This is a genomic window from Exiguobacterium sp. RM11 (assembly GCF_059821525.1).
Window position 1 is genome coordinate 1,446,674 of sequence record NZ_CM187558.1, and the last position, 20,000, is coordinate 1,466,673.

Consider the following 20,000-nt stretch of genomic DNA (forward strand, 5'->3'; position numbering starts at 1 on the left):
ATCCTACCTTTCTATATATTCGTATAAGAAAGAAGACTTCCCGTCATAAAAACGTGGGTCAAAGACGCCGAGCCGTTCTTCATTTGCCACGATGACGACGAACGGTGACCATTTGGTCAATGTGAGCGCCTCTTGATTCGCTTCAAACAATGGTTCGAGACTTACTTGTTCGTCAGACGTCAAGTTGTATTGCAAGGTTGCCTCTTGGTAAATAGAGTCTGTATAAAGCGATACGTTTTCGTCAGTCTTTGTGATGACGGTGAACTGAGTCGGGATGAAAGAAGCCGAAAGGGCTACTTCGTCATGTTCATCTGCATATGTCTGATACAAGTAAGCTCCTTGCGCACTTTGAATCGCGACATACAGGACGAGGGCAGCCCATGCATACCGATACGTCTTATAGCGGACTTCTTGTTTACGCGCGACGAGCCAGGCGACCAAGAAGATTCCCCAATAGACAAAATCTACGATCGGAATCACACCGAACGTGATCCTCACGTCTGAAATCGGTTCAAAATAACCTGTCCCCCACGCATTGAACAAGTCGGATGTATTGTGGATGAACACAGACAATAGGGCCCACCAAAAATAGCGGATGTCCGTCACTCGAAAGAGGAGACGAACGAGTATGTAGATGAGCAGTGCAAAGAGCGGGACGAGAAAGATGGAGTGTGTGATGCCGCGATGCCACATCTGATACATCCCTTCCGTGTCCCATAGTCTTGAAATCACATCACTGTCCGGGATTTGACTCCCGACGAGCGTCGTGACGAACAAGGCTCGTTTTTCATGTTGTTGTAAATCACGTTTATCGGCTGCACCATATAGCGTTAAACCGAATAACGTATGTGTAATCGTATCCACGTTATACCTCCATAGCGAAAGAGACATCTCCCAATCAAGGATGATGTCTCTTCATGTTAGTTCTCTTTATCCATTTTCATGGCGCGTCTTGCGACGATCGTTACGAAAATGACAGCGACAATCGGAATGATCAATGGCATCCAATTCAACATCCGCCTGTCCCCCTTCATTAAGTGTCGCAAGCAGTATAGCACATCTGATTACTCGATGGATGAATGAATGCTTGTATTCTCATAAGTATTTGCCATTTTCTTAATCGTTGCCTTCATATGGTCGCGGAGCGTGAGTGGTTCAACAACTTCTACTTGTGCCCCTAAAGAGAGCAACCAGTAAATGAATCCGTCAGACACGGCCGCATCGAAACGGATGAGGAAGCGTTCTTCATGTTCAGACACAGAGACGTCTTCTCCTAACTTATCGAAAATGACCGGTAGAACACGCTCATCGACCGACAAGACGATTTGTTCATCCAAGCCGTTGTACATATTGAAGGACTTTTGGTAATAGTCATCTGGCAGATGGTGTTTCGGACGAATGGTGCCGTCTTCTACAATCTCGGAGTTGACGATTCGGTCGACCCGATAGTTCCGAACCTCTCCAATCGATTCATCGATCCCAATCAAGTAATACTGTTCGTGGTTCCAATGCAAGTCGATTGGATTGATGACATACCGCTCTCCGTCACGACGGAGTGGGAATGTCCGCTTTGTCACGTCAAATCCGATGACGTCCGTATATTGAAACGAGATGGCTTTCCGTTCATGAATCGCTCGCTGAATGCGGTCGATGTGGTACGGTATCTGTCCGTGCTTTTTCTTCGGTGTCTTAATGATCGATTGCAACGTCTTCGCTTCAGGATTGCTCGTCAGCATTTGAAGCTTTTCAACGATCTCTTCAGTCACGTCTTCCGAGATGAATTTGGCTGCGACGATCGCATCGACCATCATCCGAAGTTCGTGAATCTCGAACAAACGAGCAGAGTGCCAATATTTTTTGGCGAGACCATTCTTCTCCAACTCATCCTGCACTTCAAACCCCGAATTATTCAGTGCTTGGATATCGTCTTTCACCGATTTTTTTGCTAACTTAGAAGTATCTCCAATTGTTGACAAGTATTCGAGCAAATCTTCTAGTGTTTTAGGATTTGCTTCATCCGTGTAACGTTCGAAGAAACGTCGAACTTCAAGTAACCGCTCTCGGTTATTCACGGTTCTATCCCCTTTCATTTCTATATCTATAATATGTATAAACAGACATTATCATTTTATTTCCACGAAATAAAGGTATTTTCCATTACAAACTGTTTAAGGAGGCGCCATCTGAAGTGAAATATTACGCACACGTCGACGGCTCAAAAATTGAATATATAGACCGTGGTCACGGTCCTGTGATTGTACTGATTCATGGGACCCAGTCATCGAGTTTAGAACCATACCATGTGGACCAGCTCGTTTTGTCCGGTTTTCGGGTCATAGTCCCATCTAGACCCGGATATGGAGAAACACCGTACTCTTTTTCAGCATCTCCTCAACTCTTTGCATCCCGACTCGCTCACTTGATGCAAATGCTAAAAATAGATCGATATCATGTTTATGGCATCTCTGCCGGAGGACCGACCGCAATTGAGCTCGCTTCTCAAAACCAACGTGTACAAAGCTTGACGCTAGCTGCGGCTGTAACGAGTGTCGTCGATTTTCCGTATCGGGACACAGTCAGCAGAAATATTGTCCAACCTGCATTCATCGCGCTTCAATACATCATGAAACAATTCATTGCTCGTGCCATTCAAAAACATCCTTTCGAAGCGACAGCACGCATGATTCAATCGACGAGTGTGTTGGCACTCGAGACGATTCGGGAAGAGGTGTCTCCTTATGACATCTTCCTCCTCAAACGTGTCGCCAATCAAATGGCGTTTGGCCTTGGCGCACAGTTCGATTTGAAACAGCGTGTATCGAGCGAAGTCTTACTTGGTGTGTCGTGCCCGACCTATATCATTCACTCGAAAAATGACAAAGCAGTACCCGTTCGCCACGCCTATTATGCGAAGCGTTTGATCCCCCATGCTCAGCTAACAATCCTGAACAGCCCGGGTCACTTGATTTGGGTCGGACGGCAAGCTAGAAAATCAGAGCGACAAATCGAACGATTCATTCGATTCAACTCTTAAGCATCTCATAAAGAGGTGCTTTTTTTACGTATGTAACCCGAGGACATCAATCAATCGATTCGTACTATGTTCCGGTATCTTGTAGACCACGTCCTCCCGTCCAAATTTCGTGATGATACTTGGGCGGTTCGGTTGTCCTAGCCAAAGCTGATAGCATTCCTGTTCTCCACCCTTATAGTGCAACATAAGATCGAAATCAGGAGCCACTTCAATCTCAATGCCTTCGATTTCTTCTGAACTTCGGAGCATTTCCGCGAAGACCCGCACCTGGCTCAATTCATGAAACTCTAACGCTACTTCTGGATTGAATGTTCCGCGCTCTGATGACTCCGCCACCATCACTCGTTCCATTTCTTCTCTCTCGAGTTCTTCTGTATCGATTTTATAAGACATCGTCACTTTACGTATCTCACCTGCTAAACGAATCCATTTATCCATCACTCTAACCTCCCGTCTCGTTTTATATACGTTTGTTTTTGTGAAACGGTTTCAACATTTGGAAAATAAAAAAGCCGAGCAAACGCTCAGCTTTTACACTCATTCATACTTCCAACCAACTAATGTCGCATCCGCTCCGATGTAGCGAATCCGTTTCTCGTCGTCACTTGGGAAGACGCGAAGCGTTGCCACTGCGTCACCGTCATTGACGAAACATTCAACACTTGAGGAATCGACAAACAGATGAAGGGACGTGACCTCAATCACTTTTGTCCGAGTCGTCCCGAACTCGGTCGCGAACGGTTCACCCGCGTTTGTCCGATCGATGGTCAATTCGCGTGTATCTTTCTCGTACCGAATCACAAGCGACTCTTCTTCTGTCTTCAATAGTTCAAGCTCGAAGTCTTCTCCGGACGTCGACAATTTCAATTCATAACGTTCGGGCGAAATCATTTCGATATGCGTACCTGATTCGTCTGCGAACTGATTAGTTTGAAGTTGCTTCATTTCAGGGACTGGTCGTTGTTTTAATACGCCATCTTCAAGCGAGAGTTCTCGAGGAAGCGTCAACGCATGGGCCCAACCGTAGCGGTCCGTCGGATATTCAATCTCCGGTAAGCCCATCCAGCCGACTAGAATACGACGACCATCATGCTCCGTCGTTTGTGGAGCGTAAAAGTCGAAACCGAAGTCGAGCTCTTCAAATGACTCGTGCGTGAAGACGAGCGTTTCTAAATCAAGCGTACCTGTGACGTATCCGGATTGATAGATGTTGTGGTAGCGATGACCCTCAGGCTCAATCCCTTGAGGAGAAAAAATGAGGACATGTCTTCCATTCAGTTCAAACACGTCAGGACATTCCCACATGTAACCGAACCGCTCAAGCTCGGTCTTCACTTCACCTAAAAACGTCCATTCATTCAAGTCGGTCGAACGATATAAGACGACACATCCTGTCTCGTCCGTTCGCTGTGCACCGACAATCGCATAATACGATCCATCTTCTTCCCATACTTTCGGATCACGGAAATGTTCCGTGTAGCCTGCTGGAATATCCGGGATCGCCACATTACGACGCTCAATTACCCCGTCACGTAAGACACCGATAATTTGCGAGGCGTGACGCGTCCAATCGTCGGTACGATGATTCCCGGTGTACATCACGTGAAGGGTGTCATCAACGACGAATCCACTTCCAGAATATGCACCATGAGAATCTTCCTTCGTTTCAGGGACTAACGCCACCCCGCGGTCCGTCCAATGGACGAGATCGGGTGAACTGACATGGTACCAATGTTTGAGACCGTGAACTGGCCCGAGCGGGAACCACTGATAGAATAGATGGTACTCTCCATCGTAATATGCGAAGCCGTTCGGGTCATTGAGGAGGCCCGTAGGCGGCTGGATATGGTATCCAAACCGCCACGGGGATGCGGCCGTCTTTGTACGGAGCACCTCCATTTCGAGGGCGCTCACGTCACGGAGTGAACGATAACGTTCGGCCTTCGTCCAATTCATAGTGTCACTTCCTTTTTCATTACGCGGCTTGTTTGACCGCTTCTTTTTTTGCTTGTCGCTTCGCGAGGATGAATGTCAATCCAAATGTCACGGCGAATGCGATGGCCATACCGATGATATATGAGATGATCGAACCAGGTGCGATAGAAATGATTCCTGGTAACCCAGCAGCACCGAGCGCTACTGCCAATACGTCGTTTCCGACGATGAATGCAGAGGCGATAGCTGAACCGACGATGGCTGCGATGAACGGATAACGAAGCTTTAAGTTAACCCCGAACATGGCAGGCTCTGTGATTCCAAGTAATGCTGAGATTCCTGACGCTGATGCGACACCTTTCATCTTCTTATCAGCAGTCAAGAAGAAGACAGCGAGTGTAGCCGCCCCTTGTGCGACGTTCGACATCGCAGCGATTGGGAAGATGAACGATCCGCCAGTTTCGGCGATATCAGCAAGAAGTTGTGTTTCAATCGCGATGAAGCTATGGTGCATACCTGTAATAACGATTGGGGCGTAGAGAAGACCCATGATCAAACCACCGACGAATCCGAGTGAATCATACGTCCATACCAACCCATCAATGATCAAGTTCCCTGCTTCACGTGTGATTGGACCCACGAATGCGAACGTGATGAACGCTGTGAAGAGGAGTGAGAGTAACGGCGTAAGCAAGATATCAAGTGACGCCGGCATGAACTTCCGAATATTGATTTCAAGCTTCGATAAAATATACGTCGAGACGAGAACTGGTAAGACTTGTCCTTGGTATCCTAACTTCTCAATCTCGAGACCGAAGATGTTCCAAACCGGAATCTCTTCAACAGTTGCCTGTGCATAAGCATTGATCAAGTCCGGGTGAACCATGATCATCCCGAGCGCTGCACCAAGATACGGGTTACCCCCGAACCGCTTGGCTGCAGAGAAACCTATGAGTACAGGTAGGAAGACGAAGGCGGCATTTGCGAACGTATTGATCATTGCTGCGAGGTCTGCCATGCCTGGATACTGGTCAATCAATGAACGTCCTTCGAAGAACAAATCCGGTGCCGTCAATAAATTGTTGATCCCCATCAAGAGACCGCCGGCGACGATGGCCGGGATGATTGGAACGAAGATATCCGATAACATTTTGACAAACTGTTGGAGCGGGTTCATCTTTTTCGCTCCGGCTGACTTCACGTCTGTCGTTGACATGTCTCCAAGACCTGTCAATTGTGAAAATTCAGCATAAACCTTGTTGACCGTACCCTGCCCGATGATAATTTGGTATTGTCCTCCCGTTGAGAACGTTCCCTTAACCACATCAAGTTGTTCGAGTGCTTTCTCATCAACCTTTGACTCATCGTTCAATACGAGACGAAGGCGTGTCGCACAGTGGGCGGCTGCCGCTACGTTTTCTTTCCCGCCAATCGCTTCTAATATCGATGCAGCTTCTTTTTTGTAATCCATCTTCATTTCCCTCCTAACGTTTCATTCACAAGTTGTTGTGATGGAATTGCTGGAATAGCGCCATAAGCTGTACATGTTAATGCACCCGTTACGTTTGCATATTCGATGTCGGAACGTAAGCGTTCCGGGTCAAATCCGAGCGTCGCCAACCGATACAAATAAGCACCGACAAACGCATCTCCCGCTCCTGTCGAATCGACACTGTCGATTGAGATTGAAGGAACGATTTCATGATGCGCGCTTGTCGCAATCAACGTCCCACGAGACCCTAATGTGATCGCAATCTGTTTTGCACCTAATTGAAGTAGTGCTTGAACAGCGTCTTCAAGTTGCTCTTTACCGGTCAACAAGTGCGCTTCTTCTTCACTCAATTTAATGAAGTCTGATTCTGCGATGAAATGTCTCGCATCTTGTTTGAACTGCTCAAGGTCCGTGATCAACGCATCTCGATAGTTCGGGTCAAATGAGATGAACAAACCATCCCGCTTTGCAAATTGCAATAATTTGAAGTACGCGTCTTTTAGTTTTCCATCTAGTAATGCTGTCGCAGAACCGAAATGAATGAGATCACCTTTTTGAATCAATGACAAATCGATGGATTCAAACGCATAATCTCCATCACTTCCACGACGGAATGTGAAGTCCCGCTCTCCGTCCTCTTGAATCGACACAAAAGCGAATGTCGTATCTCCCGATTCAACAAGGTTATCTGTGCTGACTCCGTTGTCGGTCAACGTCTGTTTCAGGAAGAGACCGAACGGGTCATTCCCGACTTGTCCGAGAAAACTCGACTGTCCACCATGCTTACTGACGACTGCCGCCACATTTGCAGGTGCGCCACCTGCTTTTTTGACGAACGTCGTTCCGTTGACGAGGTCGCTCGAGGCATCCTCGCATACCCAGTCAATCAACAATTCGCCGATACAATGTACGGTGTTCATATCGTCCACCTCCAAAAATCTTATAAGTTCTACATACAATTGGTACCGGTTCCAATTTAGAATAAAAAATGTTGCGGAACCGGTTCCGCAACACAAATGTAAACGATTTAATTCAGCTTGTCAACGCTTTCGCGCACTTTTAATTCAAAAATTGTGAACGTTTTCATCGGGACGTCATTTCCTTGTAAAAGTTGAAGCATCATATCAGCCGACTTAGCCCCAGTTCGCCGATACGGAAGATGGACGGTCGTAATCGATGGATGTAAGACTTCCGTGAAATCATAGCCTCCAAAGCCACTGACAGAGATGTCATTCGGAACAGAAATCCCTTGATTCGCCAGTCCCTTCAATACACCAAGGGCAATATTGTCTGTTGCACAAATAATGAGTGAGGTCGAGCCAATATCTTTGACCAACCGTTCTCCAATAGGAATGGCATCCTCGATTTTAAAGGTTGTCTGAACGACTGTGACGCGTGCATCCGCCTCATGAAGCGCCTTCAAAAATCCATCGCGCCGATCTTGTCCGACTGCGATATCTGACTCCGAAACACCTACGTAGATGACGTCCCGATGACCCCATTTCGTGAACTCACTACCGAGGGCGTATGCGGCTTCATAGTCTGGGTAGACAAGACTGTGGACGTTATCATGCTGTTGACCAATCAGCAACACCGGGATTTGAATCGCCTCTATTGCTTCGAGGTGACGGTCGGTGACAGTCGTCCCGAGCCAAATGATGCCGGCGACCTTTTGTTTGGCGAGGTTGTATAATTGTTCAATCTCTCGTTCCGTCTGTTGTGCCGTGTTGACGACAAGCATCTGATAGCCTCGTTCTGTCAATCGTTCATCAATTCCCATCATTGTACGCGAGGCAGCGTAAGAATCGAGTCGCGGAACGATGACCCCAATCATCTTCGTCTGCTTTGACTTAAGACTTTGGGCGAATTGATTCGGTTCATAATTGGTTTCCCGAATGACCCGATCGAGCTTCTCTCTCGTCGCCTTCCCTACCGACCCACCGTTCAAATAGCGGGAGACTGTACTCTTTGCGACCCCTGCGAGTTCGGCTATATCTTTAATGGTGACCTGCTTCATCCTTACCCCTCCATATGAAAAAAGCTGACGTGCGAGACGCCGTCAGCTTAATGGTTTACTACATATCGTTTCTTAAAATTTAAATAATATAGACCGTTCCGCTTTTCAAATCCGTTTTGAACGAGCACTTGATGCATCTCTTGTTGATGTGGGCTTGTCGGTGGAATGCCGGCCCGGACTGTTTGTCCATCCATCAATTTTGAGTCCAATAAGGCGAGACGTAAACCTTCCGTCGCATATCCCTTATTTTTGTATGCATCGAACACCATCAGGTCAAGTTGGTAAACTCGGGCAAGCTTGAGCAACAAGACTTTACCGACAAGTTTGTCATCGACCATCAAGTCGTAATAAAAGTCCTCTCCGTAACTATGCTCTTCTGCATGATATAGTTGCTCCGACCCCATTTCTTCGAAGATTCCTTTCAACTCTTCAGCAGAAACGCCATATGCGTTTTCTCCATATTTCTGAAAATGTTCATATTCGATCTCATCAATTTGGCGAATAGGTTGACGCACGATGTTCATCCCGTGCCCTCCTTAACTAGTAGTTCAATATCTGTCTGCGCTTATTATAAACGAATCCAATCATGAAGCGCAAAAGATAACCGAACGTCAAATCGGTTCAATATGAATATGCACCGAATCGACCGCATGCTGTTCATCCAGTTTTCGTTCGATTTCGTCACACAATTCATGGGCCGCGTCCACGGTCAAATCACCGTCAACTGCAATCGTCACATCGAGCATTACGTGATTTCCTAAATGACGCCCTTTAATTTCCCGAACTTCTTTCACACGCTCAAATTGTTCAATCGTTTCCTCATATGTCTCGACAAGGTGTGGAGGGAATCCGTCAGAAAGTTGATGGGTGGCATCTAAAAAGATTTGAATCGCTGTCCGGACAATCATACCGGCAATAATGATTGCTAATACCGTGTCCATCCATGGAACTTGGAAATATGCGAATAAGACACCTAGTGTCGCACCAATAGAAATCATCGCATCGGCCAAATTGTCTTTCGCCGCAGCTTTGAGTGCCAATGACTTTGTTTTCTTCGCGAGGTTCAAGTTGAAGCAATACACCCCGAACATGACGAGCGCACTGGCGAATGCGACGACCGCTGCCAACGGGTTCGGTTCTGCATATGCTCCCCCGATTAAATTCGACAGACTATTAAAGAAGACGAAAATACCGACCGCAATCATGATCAATGAAGCGATGAGAGCGGAGATTGTCTCCATCTTCGCGTGACCATATTTATGCTCGGCATCCCGTGGTAACGCAGCAACCCGAATTCCAATATAGACGGCGACCGACGCGATAATATCTGTCGTATTGTTGAATCCATCGGCTAAAACCGCCTCAGATTCATATAAGTATCCGAAGAATACTTTTAATATAGATAAGATCAAATATGCCGTGATCGACACAATCGCTCCCTTGAGCGCTTTTGGTGGATGATTTGTAGTCTCCATCCGCCCACCTCCTTATTAGCTCAGTTAGTATAGCAGGTGAACTTCGTGTGGGGATAGAGAAACAATGTTTCTTACAGCCAAAATAAATGGAATATATTCCCGGTAGTTTCGTTTAACAAATTTTATGGTAAAGTAAACAGGAAGAGACCTTAAGGTTAAACCGCAAAAGAGGTGAAACAAATGTTTACAGAACGAGATGGAATCAAATTGCGTTTGGAACAAATTGACAGATTACTAGTGGATTTGAATCGTGAAGCGAAACAATTGATGGCGCGCCTTCGTGAGTTAGATGCGTCTGGAGAAAATCCTCACGAAGTATCTTTGAAACCTGAAGAGCGTGATACGTTGAAATCGTCAATCGACGAAACACTAGAAGCACTTCAAAGCCGTTCAAAACGTCCGGTGAACGTGAACGACGAGAAGAAGAAAGAACTTGCTTCTCACAAAGCACTGATTGACGAACTGTCAGATTTACTCAGTAAGAAAAAATGAGACGCGAGTGCGTCTCATTTTTTGTGAAGGAGCCCGTCCCATGTATATCGTAACCACTTGTTTACGTCCGACAGACGAAGTATTGTATCGAGCGCAAAAGCATGCCACCACATACAACATGAAATTTATCGAGCGACGCAAACATTCAATTGAAGAATTGAAAAAGCGGCATCACCAAGATGTACTTGTCTTTGACAAGCGACGTGTTGAGTTCACACCCCTGCAAAGTAAAGAGCCATTCTTTTTTCACCCTTCTAGTTCGGTCTTTCGGGTGAAGCAACTCAGTCGTGGCGGAACAGACCCACTCATTGACGCATTACAAGCAACACCTGGTGATCGTATATTAGACTGTACGCTCGGACTCGGATCGGACAGTATCGTCATGAGCCATGCCGTCGGTTCAACCGGTAAAGTAATCGGTCTTGAAAGCCAATTCATAACGGCACAACTCGTCCGGGAAGGCATGTCCGTTTGGGTCGAAAAAGATGAGCAGGTGAATGAGGCGATGCGCCGCATTGAGGTCGTTCATACGAATTCTCTCGATTATTTGAAATCGTGTGAGGAAAATTCGTACGACTGTGTTTACTTTGATCCGATGTTCGAAAAAACGATTTCAGAGTCGGTTCATCTGAACCCACTTCGTTCAATCGCCGACACCTCCCCACTCTCGGAAGAGTTGATTATTGAAGCGAAACGAGTAGCTAAGAAACGAATTGTCTTAAAGGCGCATTATGAGAGCGATGCCTTCAAACGCTATGATTTTACTCACATAAAGCGAAAAACATCGAAGTTCCATTATGGATATATCGACCTGGGGTCTAAGACTATTTAGTACATATTGACTAAATAGGTCTTTAGGCTCTTTTTTTGGTTATTATTTTCTGAATATTGACATTAATCAGACACAAACGGTACATTTACAACAAGCTCACACATTTTCCCATTATTTTTTACAGGAGGTTCATACAAATGAAAAAACGTTCCATCCGTCGAACGACGCTCGCGGCTCTCATGACATCTGCCATGACAGTCAGCATCGTTCCGGCTGCTGGTGCTGCACCGCTATCGGTTGCACCATCTGTACCGACAACGAGCGAGCTCGCTCCGTTCGACCACAACATCATCGATGAAGATCGTCTCGCAAAAGCACTCGAGAAGCGTGGCGTCATCAAAAAAGGATTGTCAGCATCTGAGCGCATGAAAGCGGTCGACGCGTATATCGCGAAAAAACAAGGTGAAGCGAAAGATCCACATAAGCACGACGACGAATTGAATGAGAAGGCTTCAAAAGCAAAAGAGAAGATACATACTCAATTCGAAAAAGAAACTGAACGAATTCTCGACAAAGCGAAAAAGGGACAAGCGAACTACCGTAAAGGAAAACCGAACGGTCAAGTGAAGGTTTCTCCGGCACAACAATCATCTTATAACGGTGCAGTGCGTGAAGATAAGGTCCTCGTCCTTCTCGTCGAGTATAGCGACTTCAAACACAATAACGTCGAACAAGATCCAGGCTATATGTATAGCGATAACTTCAGCAAAGAGCATTATGAAAAATACATGTTCGGTGACCAACCATTTGAACTCTTCAACGGAGAAAAGGTTCAAACATTCAAACAATACTATGAAGAACAATCAGGTGGCAGTTACACGGTCGACGGAGAAGTTTCTGAATGGTTAACCGTACCAGGAACTGCGAAAGACTATGGTGCGGATAGTGCAGCAGGTGGACACGATAACGTCGGTCCTGGTCCGCGTCAACTCGTTAAAGATGCGTTAAACGCTGCTGTCGCATCAGGAATCGATCTTGCCGAACACGACCAATACGATCTTTATGACTTGGATGGAGACGGTGATTTCAATGAGCCAGACGGCCTCGTCGACCACTTGATGATCATCCACGCTGGTACTGGTCAAGAAGCTGGTGGTGGCGCACTTGGTGACGACGCAGTATGGTCACACCGCTGGGTCCTCAACGGTGTTTATCCAGTAGCTAACACAGAAGCTGCAGTTCCTTACTGGGGCGGAAAAATGGCGGCGTACGATTACACGATTCAACCTGAAGACGGCGCAGTCGGCGTCTTCGCACACGAATTTGGACATGACCTTGGTCTTCCAGATGAGTACGATACGCAGTACACAGGTCAAGGTGAGCCAGTACAATCATGGTCAATCATGAGTGGCGGTAGCTGGGCTGGTAAAGTCGCTGGTACAGAGCCAACAAGCTTCTCACCACAAAACAAAGAATACTTCCAAAAAATCATGGGTGGAAACTGGGCGAACATCACAGAAGTCGATCTTGAAGACATCAGCTCACAAGGTTTTGTCTCACAACTCGACCAATCTGTGACGAAGTCAAACAACCCAGGAATCGTCAAAGTCAACCTTCCTGATAAGAAGATTAAAGGAATCGAACCAGCTTATGGCGAGCGCTACTACTACTCGACAAAAGGTGACGACATCCATACAGAAATGGCTACACCTAGCGTGAAACTTGGCGCGGACGGTGTTCTTACATTCGATTCATTCTATGAAGTTGAATCAGATTACGACTACTTGTATGTGAAAGCCGTCAGCGGCGGTAAAGAAGTTGTCCTCGATGTGTTCGGTGACGACGTCAACGGCGAGAACGAAGCTGGATACCCTGCTGAGACGACGAACGGTGCATGGGTCAACAAGTCTTATGACCTCTCACAATTCGCTGGACAAGATGTACAGATCGTATTCGAATACGTGACAGATGGCGGCGTCGCAATGAAAGGCTTCGCGGTCGACAACTTGTCAATCCAATCAGAATCAGCAACACTCTTCGCAGACGATGCGGAAGGTGCTGAAGCCGTCACACTTGATGGATTTGTCAACTCAGACGGATACGATTCAAAACCGCATTACTACTACCTCGAATGGCGTAACCACGCCGGGTCGGATATGGGTCTTCTCAACGGCCGTGGCGTGAAATACAACACTGGTCTTGTCGTGTGGTACGGTGATGACTCGTACACAGACAACTGGGTCGGTGTCCACCCTGGTGAAGGCTTCCTCGGTGTCGTCGACTCTCACCCAGAGGCGCTCATCGGAAACTTGAACGGGAAAGAGACAGTTGCAGGTAGCACGCGTTACCAAATCGCTGATGCTGCATTCAGTCTCGATAAGACACTCGCTTGGTACATCGATTCACCAAGTCGTGGTGTGTATGACTACAAAGCACAAGCTGGCGTGAAACAGTTCAATGATGCGAATTCGTACATCAACTCACTCATCCCAGATGCAGGACGTAAACTTCCGCAATACGGGCTCGTCATTGACGTTGTCGGTGAAGCGAAAGACAACTCTGCAGGTGCTGTTTGGATCCGTACAAAATAAGGATGAACCATTTGACCTCCAGTCTTCTAACAAAGAAGATTGGAGGTCTTATTATTCTGAAAAAGCTTGAAAAATGGAAGGAACGTGTGTAACATAGTTGGTGTAACGCCTCTGTAGGTTAGTGGCAGACCTCAGCAATGGTAATGCTGCAGCACGAGTTCGATTCTCGTCGGAGGCATCAAAAACACCGCTCAACGAAGCGGTTCAGAGCACTTCCTGTTTATGACAGGAGGTGCTTTCTTTTTGTCCGTTCCCACTTTCTTCATGTCGCGAGCGCACGTTTGTCGAATCGGTTTTTATTTTGTCGAACGATTATCCTTCTAGCTGAGTTTACAAGTCCACATTATAGAGTAGAAATAGCTAAAGGTTTCCTTTGCTTGCTAATACACTTCAGAATGAGTCTCCTTCATCACCTTGACATCATTTCCGTTCCTCTATAAACTTGAAAAGTTGAAATCATTGAATAGTTAGAGGAAGGAGCATGATTCATGCTAAACGAATGGTTATGGATTCCTTCTGCCATCCTTACACTCGGTCTTCTCGTCCTCAGTTACAAATTGTTCGGACGGGTCGGATTATATGCTTGGATTGCGATGGCTTCAGTTGTCGCAAATATTCAAGTCACACAACAGATTGTAATTGGCGGATACATTTTTACGCTCGGTAACATCGTCTACGGTTCGCTTTATTTAGCGACTGATATTTTGAACGAAAAACACGGACGAGCTGCGGCTCGAAAAGGGGTATGGCTCGGGTTCTTCATTTTGATTGTTTCGACGATACTCATGCAGTATGCCCTCTTGTATGAACCGTTCGAAGAAGCGCTCTTCATGCACGAAAGTTTTGAGGCACTCTTCTCGATGCTTCCATTGATCACACTTGGTAGCCTTGCCGCCTATCTCGTCTCTCAATTGTTTGACGTCTTCGTCTACTCGAAGATTCGCGCCAAAACGGGCGAGAAAAAACTTTGGCTCAGAACGACAGGTTCGACTGTGCTCTCACAGTTAATTGATACGTTCACTTTCTGTATCATCGCTTTCTGGGGAATGGATTGGGACATCTGGTGGAATATCTTCATTACGACGTACGTTGCGAAATTCGTGATTGCTTGGATGGCAACACCGTTCATGTACTATGCAAAACGCACGAATCCACAAGATGAAACCGAACAAGACGCTGCATAAGAAAAGCCGTAACTTCACTGTCGAAGTTACGGCTTTTCTTATGGTCGTTCAATCTGGATACGCACAGCATACGGACGGGCTTCTTCAATCGACGCCGACTCTCGACAGACGGTGATCGCCTTAAACGCATCAATGGCGACCGCTTCAATCGTTTGATCGTTCGTTTCGACTTCAAGAATGGTATAGGCAGGTAAACGCTCGAGTTTAACCCACTCCCCGTTACGTTTTTTTTCATAGATGACTGGTGTTTGAATCGAGTAACGTCGGAGTAAATCATGTACATTCATCTGATCTCCTCCCTATTTAAATCGTACACCCATTATAGAAAGCGTTTTCATATTTGTAAAGCGAGCTTATCTAAAAATTATACACATTTCCACTTCATTTCGAATTGTAAATGTCCGATATAGGGAGTAGAGAAATGGGGTGAATTGATGCGTTATCGCAGACAAGAAACTTTTCGCTATATTCTACCGAATCCCCGCACGATCCCATATCGACTCGTTTGGGAAGAGAAGGAACTTTATGAGGGAGAAGGACTTCTATTGAATGTGAGCTCACATGGACTGAAATTGCGCTCCGATTATCTTTTCCCACTATCCGATGATTTGCAGGTCCACTTCGTCCTCGATCTCGTTCCGACTCTTCAACCTATTGAGTTGATTGGACATGTCAGACATTGCAGTCAATTAGGTTCATTATACGATTATGGTATTTTACTTGATGCCAAAATGGAAGAAACGCAACAACTTGTCACGATGATTAAAATGTATGCACGTGAAAATAAATGAGAACATGCGCCATCGCATCTTCTCATTTTTTCGTGTTTCCAAAAGAGGGTATACTACTATTATGACTATCATTGGGTGAGGTGTTCGTATGACAAGAAAATTTCTATTGATTCCATGGGGCGTGGCCATTGCTTTGGCTATTTTCGGTCCGAACGTACCGTTCGACGGGCGTTTCTTACTTGATTTCGTGACGTATAATACGGATGCCTACGAAGGCTATTCTCTTTCCTTATTCAGTATTCTAGGTGTATTTCCATTAGCCATGTTCCCGCTGCTTTGGTCAGAAGTGAACCAATTGAAACCAAATCCGCTGTTTGCGGCAATCAGTAGTTTTTTTGTAGGAGGCTTCTTACTCGCTCCCTATTTGGCTTTTGCGAGACAATCCCCTTATCCAACTCCCGTTAAACCGCTTCCGACACGTATCCTTGGCGTCGTGTTGTTGCTGGTGACAATCGGATTGTTTATCGCGGCCGCAAATACAGGGAATGTAGCAGAATATTGGTCGTATGTGGAGAATAACCAATTTGTCCGAACGATGACTGTCGATTTCTTTTTATTGGCGTTTATTCAGATCACGTTAATGAACCGCGATGCGAAACGGTATAAGATGAGCCTTTGGCCTCTTCCATACATCCCGCTCTTCGGCTTGATCTTCTGGCTCATGATCCGGCATCAAAAACCGTTTAACGAGGCACCGCCAAAACGTGAGCGCGCCGAGATGAAACATTGATATCCTGTTTTGTCTCATGAACCGTTATACTAGTTATTAGTTTTTATTATCAAAGGAGATTATCGCATGCGCTATTTTCAAGTCACCTCTTATGTGACTGTTAAGAATGAAGAACTCGTGTTGAATGAATATGTAAAAGTGCCGAATCAAAAAGTAGATCAATTTTTAAAAGAGACGCTAGAGCTTGATCTGTATGACGATCGAGTATCGTTGCGTGAATGTGTTGTCGCAAAAGGAAAATGGGAATGCCCCGTCGGTGACTTTGTCATCACAGAGCATACGGATGAGAAGAAATTCAACCGTCTTCAAAATAGCCGTTCCTCAAAGACAAAAAAGTAACCTCGACACGAAAAACCTCCTCGTCTAATCAACGAGGAGGTTTTTATTTTTACAAGGTAGTTTGTTTATTCATCCGATTCTTCATCGGGATCTGGATCAGGGTGTTGGGTCGGAGCCGGTTTTTGTGCCGGGTTTGATTCATCATCCGGAATTGGATCTGGATGTACCCCTGGTTGTGATTCGTCTCGTTTCATCGTATCCCTCCTTCATCGTTACTCCATTTATTTATCCGTTTTGTTTATAGATGAAACGTATCAGTGTATATTTTGATTCCCAATCACTCGTCTTGAGATGGCTTTTTCAATCTCTACGATGATAAATACGACGGCTCCAAATGCCACTGGATAAATCCAATCTTCCCACGTAAGTGGAGCGGTCCCGAACAGCGTATGCATAAACGGAACGTACGTGATGAACAATTGGAGGGCGATGAGCAACCCAGATACGAGGAACGCGATTTTATTATCAAAGAAACGACGATTGAACGCTGGAACCAACTCGGTACGACAGTTATATAAGTGGAACAACTGTGCCATGACAATCGCATTTAAAGTAATGGTCTGTAATTTCTCGGTGGAGTAATCGAAATCTCCGAGCATGTAGTTGATCCATAAACTACCTCCCCCGATCAATATCGATACGAACGTGACACGGAAGATGTAATAGCGACTGAGAAGTGGAACGTTCGCCGGTCGTGGAGGACGCTTCATCGTACTCTCTTCAAGTGGTTCAAAGGCAATCGCTAATGAAAGAGTAATCGCGACGACCATGTTGACCCATAAGATTTGAACCGGGCTGAGTGGTGCTGCTGCGCCGAGTAAAATACTCATCGCAACGAGTAACGCCTGTCCGCCGTTCGTAGGGAGTAGGAAGAGGATGGTTTTCTTCAAGTTATCATAAACACGTCGACCTTCACGGACGGCGTTATAGATGGTTTTGAAGTTATCATCGACAAGAACCATTTGAGAGGCTTCTTTTGCGACTTCCGTCCCTTTGATCCCCATTGCGACCCCGATATCGGCACGTTTTAAGGCTGGTGCATCGTTCACACCGTCTCCGGTCATCGAGGTGATCAATCCATTCTCTTGTAACCCTTTCACGAGACGAAGTTTATCGTTCGGACTCGTTCGGGCGAATACGTCATTATGAACCGACGCCTCTTTGATTTCTTCATCAGACATGTCTGTCAGCTCTCGACCCTCGAGCGCCCCTTCCACTTCCATACCGAGCTCTTTTGCGATGGCGACGGCCGTATCCTTATGGTCACCCGTAATCATTTTAATTCGGATTCCAGCATCACGACACGCGGCGACTGCGTCAATCGCCTCTTGACGTGGCGGATCGACGATACCAAACAAACCGAGGAAAGTCAGACCATCTTCAACGTTCTCATGATCAATCGATTGTTTTGAACTGTCGACACGTTTTAATCCAGCACCGAGGACACGTTGACCGCGGTCAGCAATCTCTTTTCGTTTTTCATCCCAATATTCTTGTTTGAATCCGTCTGTTGTCGCCATATCAAATAAGCGATCCGGAGCCCCTTTGACGAAGATCATGCGCTCGCCTTTATACTCAACGAGCGTCGCCATGTATTTATACTCTGAATCAAACGGGATTTTAGAGATGACTTTAAGACGTTCAATCGGGCGCTCCGCTTTCTCAGCGACAGTTAATAAACACGCCTCAGTCGGGTCCCCATTGATGACCCAATCCCCATCTTCTTCGTTCAACTGTGCATCGTTACACGTCTTTCCGACAGTTAATAGGTCAATCATTGACTCATCGTCATCCAAGTCAAACGGTTGACCGTTTAATTCTAAGTCTCCGTTCGGTGCATACCCGCTACCTGACACCTCGATGTCATGTTTCGCCGTCACGATTTGTTTGACGGTCATCTCGTTTTTCGTCAACGTTCCGGTCTTATCTGTACAGATGACCGAGACTGCGCCTAACGTTTCAACAGATGGCAGACTTCGAACAATTGCTTTTTGCTCAGCCATATTCCGAACCCCGAGCGCCAAGATAATCGAGATGACAGCTGGTAATCCTTCTGGAATGGCTGCGACTGCTAGACCAATTGTCGTTAACATGAGTTCAACTGGTTCATAATCTCGTAAGAAATAACCGAATGCATAAATAATGACAGAGATAATTAGGATAGCGATGGAGACCGTCTGTCCAAACTTTGTCGTCTGACGAATCAGTGGCGTCTTCACGGTTTGTACTTCTGAAATCGACGCATTGATTTGACCAAGTTCCGTACCTTCTCCGATTGCCGTCACAATGGCTTTCGCACTTCCCGTCGCCACACTCGTTCCTGAATAGACCATGTTTTTTCGATCTGCGAGCACGGCCTCTTCTTTGACGACGTCTGGTTTTTTCTCGACCGTTGTGGCCTCACCGGTCAATGCGGATTCTTCCACTTTAAATTTTTCCGCTTGAATAACCCTAGCGTCGGCTGGTACCTTGTCGCCTGCAGCGAGTACGAGAATATCCCCGACGACGAGATCACTTGAATCGATTTCGGATTGTTTACCATCGCGAATGACGGTCGCTTTCGTCTCTAACAACTTTTTGATTCCTTCTAATGCTTCTTCCGCTTTATTCTCTTGGAGATAACCGACAACCCCGATGACCGTTACAACCAAGACGATGACAATTGTATCGATATATTCACCAAGGAAACCTGTGACAACTGCCGCTCCTAAAAGGACATAAACGAGAATATCATTGAACTGTCTTAAAAATTTTATGATTTCAGGCGTCTTCTCCTTTTCAGGTAGGACGTTCTTTCCGAACTCCTCCTGACGATTGGTGACCGTTTGTTTCGAGAGACCAGATTCTACATCAGTCTCCACGTGGGACTGAACCTCGTCTACTTCGAGCGCATGCCATTCCCTGTTTTCGTTCTGCATGTTCTTTCCTCCTCGACCAATACTTTATGAAAACATCTATCCCCTATCTGTTCCCAATCTGATGCGGCTCGACACGTCCAAACTTGTATAATTGATGTCATTTTTCAAAGAAAACGCTCCCATGATTCTTTATTTCTTCATGTAAACGGTATCATGAATCAATTTTGATTTTTCTGATGAAAATGGCTTTACAGAAGCCTTTCAATCATTGAATATAGAAGAAATTATGA

Annotated in this window: 20 protein-coding genes and 1 tRNA gene; 9 read left to right on the forward strand and 12 right to left on the reverse strand. The window is 46.0% G+C overall.

Going from position 1 to position 20,000, the window contains the following annotated elements; all coding sequences use genetic code 11:
* Positions 1-3: 3 nt before the first annotated feature.
* Together AC5LIL_RS07600 and AC5LIL_RS07605 are read right to left on the reverse strand one after the other, a co-directional pair.
* Positions 4-864, reverse strand: a complete 861-nt coding sequence (locus AC5LIL_RS07600; protein ID WP_499823774.1) for a metal-dependent hydrolase — start codon at positions 862-864, stop codon at positions 4-6.
* A gap of 200 nt (positions 865-1,064) precedes the next feature.
* Positions 1,065-2,072: a helix-turn-helix transcriptional regulator gene (locus tag AC5LIL_RS07605; RefSeq protein WP_274664773.1), complete on the reverse strand. Its 1,008-nt coding sequence runs from the start codon at positions 2,070-2,072 to the stop codon at positions 1,065-1,067.
* A 116-nt stretch (positions 2,073-2,188) separates the two neighbouring features.
* Here AC5LIL_RS07605 and AC5LIL_RS07610 point away from each other — a divergent pair, with 116 nt between their 5' ends.
* The gene (locus AC5LIL_RS07610) at positions 2,189-3,034 is read left to right on the forward strand and encodes an alpha/beta fold hydrolase (protein WP_499823775.1); all 846 of its coding nucleotides are present in this window, start codon (positions 2,189-2,191) and stop codon (positions 3,032-3,034) included.
* A gap of 24 nt (positions 3,035-3,058) precedes the next feature.
* Here AC5LIL_RS07610 and AC5LIL_RS07615 read toward each other — a convergent pair whose 3' ends face one another.
* The 7 genes from AC5LIL_RS07615 to AC5LIL_RS07645 form a co-directional block, all read right to left on the reverse strand.
* The gene (locus AC5LIL_RS07615) at positions 3,059-3,472 is read right to left on the reverse strand and encodes a YhfM domain-containing protein (RefSeq protein WP_499823776.1); all 414 of its coding nucleotides are present in this window, start codon (positions 3,470-3,472) and stop codon (positions 3,059-3,061) included.
* A 99-nt stretch (positions 3,473-3,571) separates the two neighbouring features.
* On the reverse strand, positions 3,572-4,990 hold the full coding sequence (locus tag AC5LIL_RS07620; RefSeq protein ID WP_499823777.1) for a glycoside hydrolase family 32 protein: 1,419 nt from the start codon (positions 4,988-4,990) through the stop codon (positions 3,572-3,574).
* Positions 4,991-5,009: 19 nt separating this feature from the next.
* Positions 5,010-6,440 carry a sucrose-specific PTS transporter subunit IIBC gene (locus AC5LIL_RS07625; RefSeq protein WP_274664777.1) on the reverse strand — a complete coding sequence of 477 codons (1,431 nt, stop codon included), beginning with the start codon at positions 6,438-6,440 and terminating at the stop codon, positions 5,010-5,012.
* 2 nt (positions 6,441-6,442) lie between these two features.
* Positions 6,443-7,381 (reverse strand): carbohydrate kinase family protein, encoded by a 939-nt coding sequence (locus tag AC5LIL_RS07630; protein ID WP_499823778.1) that lies wholly within the window; start codon positions 7,379-7,381, stop codon positions 6,443-6,445.
* A gap of 107 nt (positions 7,382-7,488) precedes the next feature.
* Positions 7,489-8,478: a LacI family DNA-binding transcriptional regulator gene (locus AC5LIL_RS07635; protein WP_499823779.1), complete on the reverse strand. Its 990-nt coding sequence runs from the start codon at positions 8,476-8,478 to the stop codon at positions 7,489-7,491.
* A gap of 47 nt (positions 8,479-8,525) precedes the next feature.
* Complete coding sequence (locus AC5LIL_RS07640) at positions 8,526-9,002, reverse strand: N-acetyltransferase (protein WP_499823780.1); 477 nt, start codon at positions 9,000-9,002, stop codon at positions 8,526-8,528.
* Positions 9,003-9,089: 87 nt separating this feature from the next.
* Complete coding sequence (locus tag AC5LIL_RS07645; protein WP_499823781.1) at positions 9,090-9,953, reverse strand: cation diffusion facilitator family transporter; 864 nt, start codon at positions 9,951-9,953, stop codon at positions 9,090-9,092.
* A gap of 180 nt (positions 9,954-10,133) precedes the next feature.
* Here AC5LIL_RS07645 and AC5LIL_RS07650 point away from each other — a divergent pair, with 180 nt between their 5' ends.
* The 5 genes from AC5LIL_RS07650 (at position 10,134) to AC5LIL_RS07670 (ending at position 14,992) form a co-directional block, all read left to right on the forward strand.
* Positions 10,134-10,445 carry a hypothetical protein gene (locus tag AC5LIL_RS07650; protein WP_026826028.1) on the forward strand — a complete coding sequence of 104 codons (312 nt, stop codon included), beginning with the start codon at positions 10,134-10,136 and terminating at the stop codon, positions 10,443-10,445.
* A gap of 40 nt (positions 10,446-10,485) precedes the next feature.
* Positions 10,486-11,277: a class I SAM-dependent methyltransferase gene (locus tag AC5LIL_RS07655; RefSeq protein ID WP_499823782.1), complete on the forward strand. Its 792-nt coding sequence runs from the start codon at positions 10,486-10,488 to the stop codon at positions 11,275-11,277.
* Positions 11,278-11,414: 137 nt separating this feature from the next.
* Positions 11,415-13,808 (forward strand): immune inhibitor A domain-containing protein, encoded by a 2,394-nt coding sequence (locus tag AC5LIL_RS07660; protein ID WP_499823783.1) that lies wholly within the window; start codon positions 11,415-11,417, stop codon positions 13,806-13,808.
* A gap of 107 nt (positions 13,809-13,915) precedes the next feature.
* Positions 13,916-13,986: transfer RNA gene (locus AC5LIL_RS07665), tRNA-Thr, on the forward strand.
* Between the two features lie 310 nt (positions 13,987-14,296).
* Positions 14,297-14,992 carry a queuosine precursor transporter gene (locus AC5LIL_RS07670; protein ID WP_214760835.1) on the forward strand — a complete coding sequence of 232 codons (696 nt, stop codon included), beginning with the start codon at positions 14,297-14,299 and terminating at the stop codon, positions 14,990-14,992.
* 38 nt (positions 14,993-15,030) lie between these two features.
* Here the strand turns inward: AC5LIL_RS07670 and AC5LIL_RS07675 are convergent, their stop codons facing one another.
* Complete coding sequence (locus AC5LIL_RS07675; RefSeq protein WP_214692196.1) at positions 15,031-15,279, reverse strand: hypothetical protein; 249 nt, start codon at positions 15,277-15,279, stop codon at positions 15,031-15,033.
* Positions 15,280-15,426: 147 nt separating this feature from the next.
* Here AC5LIL_RS07675 and AC5LIL_RS07680 point away from each other — a divergent pair, with 147 nt between their 5' ends.
* From AC5LIL_RS07680 to AC5LIL_RS07690, 3 genes are all read left to right on the forward strand, one after another.
* The gene (locus AC5LIL_RS07680) at positions 15,427-15,783 is read left to right on the forward strand and encodes a PilZ domain-containing protein (RefSeq protein ID WP_499823784.1); all 357 of its coding nucleotides are present in this window, start codon (positions 15,427-15,429) and stop codon (positions 15,781-15,783) included.
* Between the two features lie 88 nt (positions 15,784-15,871).
* The gene (locus AC5LIL_RS07685) at positions 15,872-16,513 is read left to right on the forward strand and encodes a hypothetical protein (RefSeq protein ID WP_224860901.1); all 642 of its coding nucleotides are present in this window, start codon (positions 15,872-15,874) and stop codon (positions 16,511-16,513) included.
* Between the two features lie 66 nt (positions 16,514-16,579).
* Complete coding sequence (locus tag AC5LIL_RS07690; RefSeq protein ID WP_214745180.1) at positions 16,580-16,852, forward strand: hypothetical protein; 273 nt, start codon at positions 16,580-16,582, stop codon at positions 16,850-16,852.
* Positions 16,853-16,917: 65 nt separating this feature from the next.
* On the opposite strand, the gene AC5LIL_RS07695 is transcribed toward AC5LIL_RS07690, so the two are convergent.
* Together AC5LIL_RS07695 and AC5LIL_RS07700 are read right to left on the reverse strand one after the other, a co-directional pair.
* The gene (locus AC5LIL_RS07695; RefSeq protein WP_256441151.1) at positions 16,918-17,046 is read right to left on the reverse strand and encodes a hypothetical protein; all 129 of its coding nucleotides are present in this window, start codon (positions 17,044-17,046) and stop codon (positions 16,918-16,920) included.
* 60 nt (positions 17,047-17,106) lie between these two features.
* Positions 17,107-19,770: a cation-transporting P-type ATPase gene (locus tag AC5LIL_RS07700; protein WP_499823785.1), complete on the reverse strand. Its 2,664-nt coding sequence runs from the start codon at positions 19,768-19,770 to the stop codon at positions 17,107-17,109.
* Between the last annotated feature and the right edge of the window lie 230 nt (positions 19,771-20,000).